Source organism: Streptosporangium sp. NPDC004379, assembly GCF_042873875.1.
In the GTDB taxonomy this organism is placed as follows: Bacteria; Actinomycetota; Actinomycetes; order Streptosporangiales; family Streptosporangiaceae; genus Streptosporangium.
This window is the reverse complement of record NZ_JBIAMC010000026.1, coordinates 73,379-79,397: the sequence shown is the minus strand read 5'-3', so window position 1 is coordinate 79,397 and position 6,019 is coordinate 73,379. Positions and strand designations below refer to the sequence as shown.

Here is a 6,019-nt window from a genome sequence, read left to right as displayed (position 1 = left end):
TATGAACGAGCTGTTCGGGGGTCACGCCCGCATCGAACCATCACCCGGACGACCCGACCAGCCACAACAGCCTGACCTAACAAAGCACTACTAGTGCTGTGACCGGAAACGATCATCGGGTTGGCGCGTAGGGCGCCCGTGCCGCTTTGATCGTGTTCGATCAGTGCTCGGGAGGCAGGGTGACGCAACCGGTCAAGGTCCGCAGGCTCACGGATCAAGAAGGGCAGAAGCTGCAGCGCATCGTGCGGCGAGGCACGATGAGCACGGTGCGCCATCGGCGGGCGATGATCCTGCTGGCCTCGGCCGGTGGCAATACCGTGCCGGTCATCGCGCGCCTGGTGACCGCCGATGAGGACACCGTGCGCGATGTGATTCATCGTTTCAACGAGATCGGGCTGGCCTGCCTGGACCCTCAGTGGGCGGGAGGCCGTCCCCGCCTGCTGAGTCCTGACGACGAAGACTTCGTCGCGGCGACGGCCACTACCCGACCTGCCGAGCTCGGCCAGCCCTTCACCCGCTGGTCCATCCGCAAGCTCCTCGACTACCTGCGCCGTCTGCCCGACCGCAGCATCGCCATCGGCCGGGAAGCGTTACGCACCCTGCTGGCCCGGCGCGGGATCACCTTCCAGCGCACCAAGACCGGAAAGAATCGCCCGACCCGGACTTCGAGGCCAAGCTGGAACGCATCGAGTACGCCCTGACGCAGCGGCCCGAGCGCACCTTCGCCTTCGACGAGTTCGGTCCCCTGGGCATTCGTCCGACCGCCGGGACGGGCTGGGCGCCGCAGGGCCAGCCGGACCGGCTGCCGGCCACCTACCACCGCACCCACGGCGTGAGGTACTTCCACGGCTGCTACTCCGTCGGCGACGATCTGCTGTGGGGCATCAACCATCGACGCAAGGGCATCGATCACACCTGGGCCGCGTTGCGCTCGATCCGGGCGGCCCGCCCGGACGGCGCCCCGATCTACGTGATCCTGGACAACCTGTCGGCGCACAAGAACGCCCGCAGCCTCGCCTGGGCGAAGAAGAACAAGGTCGAGTTGCTGTTCACCCCGACGTATGCTTCCTGGGCCAATCCGATCGAGGCGCACTTCGGGCCCTTGCGCCAGTTCACCCTGTCCAACTCCGACCATCCCAACCACACCGTGCAGACCCGCGCACTGCACGCCTACCTGCGCTGGCGCAACGCTCACCTCCGTCATCCCGACGTGCTGGCCGCGCAACGCCGCGAACGCGCCCGCATCCGCAGCGAGAAAGGCATCTGCTGGGGCGGCCGACCGCTGGCACCCGCCGCGTGACCACCCGCCCGGTACCCCCGGCGCTCTGAAGGAAAGGACAGTTCGCACCTCATGCAGATCCTGCAGACGAATCACGCTCTGTTGAGCCGACTACTGCCGGCCGTCAGACCGGAGGATCTCGCCGTCCGCCAAGGACAATTCCACCAGGTAGTGATCGGCGCAGACCGTGTCGTGTGCCTGCCTCGCACCGAAGCCGCGGCCACCCGGCTGCCGCACAGGGCCGCTGTCTTGCGCCTGCTCGCCGGATTCGATCTCGGCTTCCGCACGCCTCAGCCACTGCTAGAGAGCAGCACTCACGGCACAGACCAGCCGCAGTTCCTCGTCCTCAGCCGCGTTCCCGGAGCCCCGTTGGAGGCCGATGCACTCGAAGATGCCAAGGTGGCCGAGGCCGCGGCCGCGCAGTACGTCGCGCTACTTACCGAACTGGCCAGAGTCGGCGCTGAGGAGAAGGTGCGAGCGGCCCTGCCGGCACCACAAGATCGGTGGCGGCAGTTCGCAGCCTACGTCCGCACCGAGTTGTTCGGGCTCATGTCCGATGGCGGGCGTCAACGAGCTGAGCGAGAGCTCGCGGCGCTCGACAGCCTTCCCCACATCACCGATGCGGTGGTCCACGGTGATCTCGGTGCCGAGAATGTCCTATGGGAGTGCCAGGACGGACTGCCCGTGCTCGGCGGGGTGATCGATTGGGATGAGGTCACGATTGGTGATCCCGCCGAGGATCTTGCGGCCGTTGGGGCCGGCTACGGCACGCATTTCTTGAATCGGGTACTGACGCTGGGCGGCTGGTTGGACAGCACGATGGCCACCCGCATCGCCATCATTCGCACAACCTTCGCCCTGCAGCAGGCTCTATCCGCGCACCGGGACGGCGACGAAGAACAACTGGCGGACGGTCTGAGCGGCTACCGCTGAATTCATCCCCCGGCCCCACCGTGATCGTCGTCTACTCCCATCACTGGTGTTGACGGACAGCGCCCGATCTCCGAAGACGCGGAAGAGCCTCTCCAAAGGCGCTCATGCCTGCAACAACCCGGTGATCGTTTCCGGTCACAGCACTAGCGACTCGGGATCCCGTCGCCCGCTCCGGACCCCTCCGGTGGCAGGGCGGGCCGTCGGTGATATCCGGTGGCCCGCCATCGCGCGGGTGTGCCACCGTGGGCGGATGCGACAGACCGCGGGCCCGCGCCGGGCCCTGCCCGGGGACGCCGGGCGGATCGCCGAGGTCTTCCTGGCCGCTCGCGCGGAGATGACCTACCTGCCGGACCTGCACACCGAGGAGGAGACCCGGCGCTGGATCGCCCACGTCGTGCTCCGGGACGACGAGGTCTGGGTGACCGGGCCGGACGGCGAGGTCGCGGCCTTCGCGGCGCTCGGCGACGGGTGGCTGGAGCACCTGTACGTCGCGCCGGAGGCCCAGGGCCGGGGTTTCGGCGCCGCGTTGCTCGCGCTGGCCAAGGAGCGGCGGCCGGACGGGCTCGACCTGCACGTGTTCCAGGAGAACGCCGGCGCCCGCCGCTTCTACGAGCGGCACGGCTTCGCCCTGGTGGAGCTGGGCGACGGCGAGGGCAACGAGGAGAACCTCCCCGACGCCCGCTACCGCTGGCGGCCCGCCGCCCGGGACGCCTGACCCGCACGCCCCCGGATCCGCGTCCCGGGACACGTCCGGGACACCTCCGGGTTCACCCCTCGGGCCGTTCCCGCCGGGCCGCCGACCGCGACTGCCGGCCCCTCACACCCCCGGACCCGCACCCCGGGGCCGCCGCAGTGCCGCCGCGACGGCGCGGGCGAAGCCGTCGACGTTGTCGAGCATGACGTTGTGCCCGCAGTCCGGGACCGCCACGACGTCCACCCCGGCCGCGACCAGTCCGGCGGCGCCGACCGGCGCGCCGTCCGCCTCGGGGTGGATGAAGGTGCGCGGGATCGTCAGCTCCGGCAGCAGCTCGCGGACGCTGCGGGTGGCTCCGCCGTACGGCACGGCGCACCGGACCAGGTGGACCGCGCTGCGGTGCAGCGCCTCGGGACCCGCCAGGCGCATGGTGGCCGCCCGGTGCGGGCCGACCCGCTCCATGGTCTCCGCCCAGCCGTACCGCAGGAAGTCCTCCTCGGTGTAGGTGGCGATCCCCGAGCTGCCCGGCCACGGCGCGGGATCGACCGGGTCGAGGTTGGCGTCGACCAGGACGAGCGCCGAGACCAGGTGCGGATGCCGTACGGCCAGCGCCGTCGCCACCGCGCCGCCCATGCTGTGCGCCACGACCTCGGCGGCGCCGACGCCGGCGCCGGTCAGCGCGGCGGCGAGCATGTCGGCGTGCCCCTCCAGGGTGTAGCCGAAGTCGGCGGGCCGGTCGCTGATGCCGAACCCGAGCATGTCGATCATCAGGGTCCGGTGGCCCGCGAGCGCCGGGTGGGTCGCAGCCGGGGTGAAGTACGGCGCCGACGACGTGCCGAGGCCGTGCACGAACACCCTGGCCGGTTCCACGCCCGGCAGTTCCACCCAGCGGATCCGGCTCCCGTCGTCCCTCACCCGCACGCAAGCGCACCGCCGCGCTGACCGGGCACGTGCGGCCGATCGCCGACGGAACGCTCTACCCGGCCATCAAGCGCCTGGAGCGCGCCGGGCTGCTCGCCCGCGAGCTGCGGCCCGGCGCCCTCGCCGCTCCCCGGCACATGCTGAGCCTCACCCAGGCCGGGCGCCGGGAGCTGCTGCGCCGGCTGGGCGAGCCCGACGAGCAGTTCGTCACCGACGAGAACCGCTGGTTCACCGTCCTGGCCTTCCTGCGCCACCTCGGCGACCCCGCGCGGCAGGCCGCGGTCCTGCGCCGCCGGCTGGACTTCCTCACCCAGCCCGCCAGCTTCTTCTGGGACGGCGACCGTCCGCTGCGCGCCGCCGACTTCGACGACCCCTTCCGGCGGGGCCTGTTCACGATCGCCACCGCGACCAGCCGTACGGAGATCCGCTGGCTGCGCGAGACCCTCGGTCTGCTGGACGAGGAGTACGGCTCAGCCCGCTGACCAGACGGCCAGCGGCACGAGCATCTCGTCCTCGGTCAGCGCCCCGTGCTCGAAACGCGGGCCGCGCACCGGGAGGGGGAAGCGGGGCGAGGCCGCGACGGCCACCACCTCCCCGATCCGCTCCCGGACGGCCGGGGTCAGCTCCAGCAGGCCCATGCCGGGCAGCTCGTCGGCGGCCAGCACGAGCGCGTGCCCGCCGAGAGCGGCGGCGAGCCGTTCCGCCGCCTCGTCCGCCCGTCCCGGACGCGGGTGGAGCCAGCGCACCCGTCCCGCGCCCCCGCCCGGCAGCGCGCACAGCTCCGGGACGTCCACCTCGGCCCACGCGGCCTCCAGGGCCGGGTCGGGGACGACGGGCACCTGGCCGTGGTCGGAGTGCGCGATCACGTGCCACCCCCTCGCGGCCCAGGCCAGCGCGTGGCGCTCCAGTCCGGCGACGGCGCGCATGGCATGGGGGTCGTAACCGTGCCGGTGGACGTGGTCGTCCAGGTTGACGTAGATCCACAGCAGCAGCCGCCGGCCGTCCGCGGCGTGCGCGGCGAACGCGGCCTCGACGTCGCGGGCCACGGCCGCCACCAGGCTCTCCGGGTCGAGCGCCTGGGCGGCGAGTTCGCTCCGCCGCGCCGCCGGGACCTCTCCGGCGTTCCGGAACGCCGGGAACCGGGCCGCTCCCCGCAGCAGCGCGGCGGACCAGGGGCTCCCGAGCGTGTCGATCTCGCGTCCGGCGGCGACGGCGACGGTTCCGGGAATCGCGGCCGCGCGCTCGAACACGGTCGTCCGCGCCGCGATGAGGTCACCGCCGGGCGGGCCGTCACGGGGGTCGTCGCCCGGCGGGCCGCCGCCGGAAGAGGCGCCGCCCTGGGGGCCGCCGTCCGGACGGGCACCGCGTGGGGGACCGCCGGAGAGGCCGCCGCCGGGCGGGGCGCCGCCCGGCCGATCCGGTACGGCTCGCGCGAGCGTCTCACCGGTGATCACGTTCATGAGGGAGCCGTCGGCGGGTGAGCGGCAGGCGGCCCCGATCGCCAGGTGCCCGGAGGCCGGGAGGCCGGTGACCGAGGTCATCCAGGCGGTCGCCGAGGTGCTGGGGAACGTCGAGGTGAGGCGGGTGAGACCGGCCGCGGGCCAGGCCGCGCGGGCCGCCCGCCAGGCCAGGCCGTCCACCGCCAGGACGACGACCCCGCGCTCGGCCCGTTCCAGCGCCGCCAGGATCCGGTCCGGCACCGCGCGCAACGACTCCCGGGGGTGGGGTGTGACGCCGACCCCCGGGACGCCGGCGTGTCCGCCCGTCAGGTCCGCGTCATCCGGCAAGGCCGGACGGGTTTCTCGCGGCGGGCGTCCCGGGTCTTCCGATCATCAGTAATTCGGCACGCAGTCCGTGCAGGTCGTGCGGAATTTCATGACCTGTACGGCCTGGCGCTCGGAGAGCATTGTCTCCACGAGTTCAGGCGTGAGCATAACCGGGGTTTCGGTCGTCGTCTGCTGCAGGATCTCGGGCATCACGCTGGACCTCCTGATGGGGATTTGACGATTTCCCCTGAGATTATGTGAATGAACGTAAAATGGGACGACTTACCTGTCAACGGGGAAATCGAACGGCCCGCCGGTCATTGACGAATGCGCCCGCGCCCGCGCGCCGTCCCGGCGGACCTCCCGCCCGGCGTCCCAGACAGCCGCTCACCCGGCCTCGGCCCACTCCAGCCCACTCCAGCCCAC

At 72.1% G+C, this 6,019-nt stretch carries 6 protein-coding genes and 1 pseudogene; 4 read left to right on the top strand and 3 right to left on the bottom strand.

Translation table 11 applies throughout. The features are described from left to right. Positions 1–179 precede the first annotated feature (179 nt). The 3 genes and pseudogenes from ACFYSC_RS35175 to ACFYSC_RS35165 all read left to right on the top strand — a co-directional run bounded on the left by ACFYSC_RS35175 (position 180) and on the right by ACFYSC_RS35165 (position 2,927). Positions 180–1,300, top strand: a pseudogene (locus ACFYSC_RS35175) (IS630 family transposase). A 51-nt stretch (positions 1,301–1,351) separates the two neighbouring features. Next, positions 1,352–2,212, top strand: a complete 861-nt coding sequence (vph, locus tag ACFYSC_RS35170; RefSeq protein WP_389970184.1) for a viomycin phosphotransferase — start codon at positions 1,352–1,354, stop codon at positions 2,210–2,212. Between the two features lie 250 nt (positions 2,213–2,462). Next, on the top strand, positions 2,463–2,927 hold the full coding sequence (locus ACFYSC_RS35165) for a GNAT family N-acetyltransferase (RefSeq protein WP_389970181.1): 465 nt from the start codon (positions 2,463–2,465) through the stop codon (positions 2,925–2,927). 102 nt (positions 2,928–3,029) lie between these two features. Here the strand turns inward: ACFYSC_RS35165 and ACFYSC_RS35160 are convergent, their stop codons facing one another. Continuing rightward, the gene (locus ACFYSC_RS35160) at positions 3,030–3,827 is read right to left on the bottom strand and encodes an alpha/beta fold hydrolase (protein ID WP_389970178.1); all 798 of its coding nucleotides are present in this window, start codon (positions 3,825–3,827) and stop codon (positions 3,030–3,032) included. Between the two features lie 17 nt (positions 3,828–3,844). On the opposite strand from ACFYSC_RS35160, the gene ACFYSC_RS35155 reads away from it, so the two are divergent. Then, positions 3,845–4,309, top strand: coding sequence for a PadR family transcriptional regulator (locus ACFYSC_RS35155; RefSeq protein ID WP_389970190.1), 465 nt, complete (start codon positions 3,845–3,847; stop codon positions 4,307–4,309). Here the strand turns inward: ACFYSC_RS35155 and ACFYSC_RS35150 are convergent. Next, a complete protein-coding gene (locus tag ACFYSC_RS35150; protein ID WP_389970175.1) occupies positions 4,298–5,614 on the bottom strand; it encodes a hypothetical protein in 1,317 nt (438 codons plus the stop codon). The two genes, ACFYSC_RS35155 and ACFYSC_RS35150, sit on opposite strands and share 12 nt — an antisense overlap. 45 nt (positions 5,615–5,659) lie before the next feature. Continuing rightward, positions 5,660–5,806, bottom strand: coding sequence for a hypothetical protein (locus ACFYSC_RS35145; protein WP_189247281.1), 147 nt, complete (start codon positions 5,804–5,806; stop codon positions 5,660–5,662). Between the last annotated feature and the right edge of the window lie 213 nt (positions 5,807–6,019).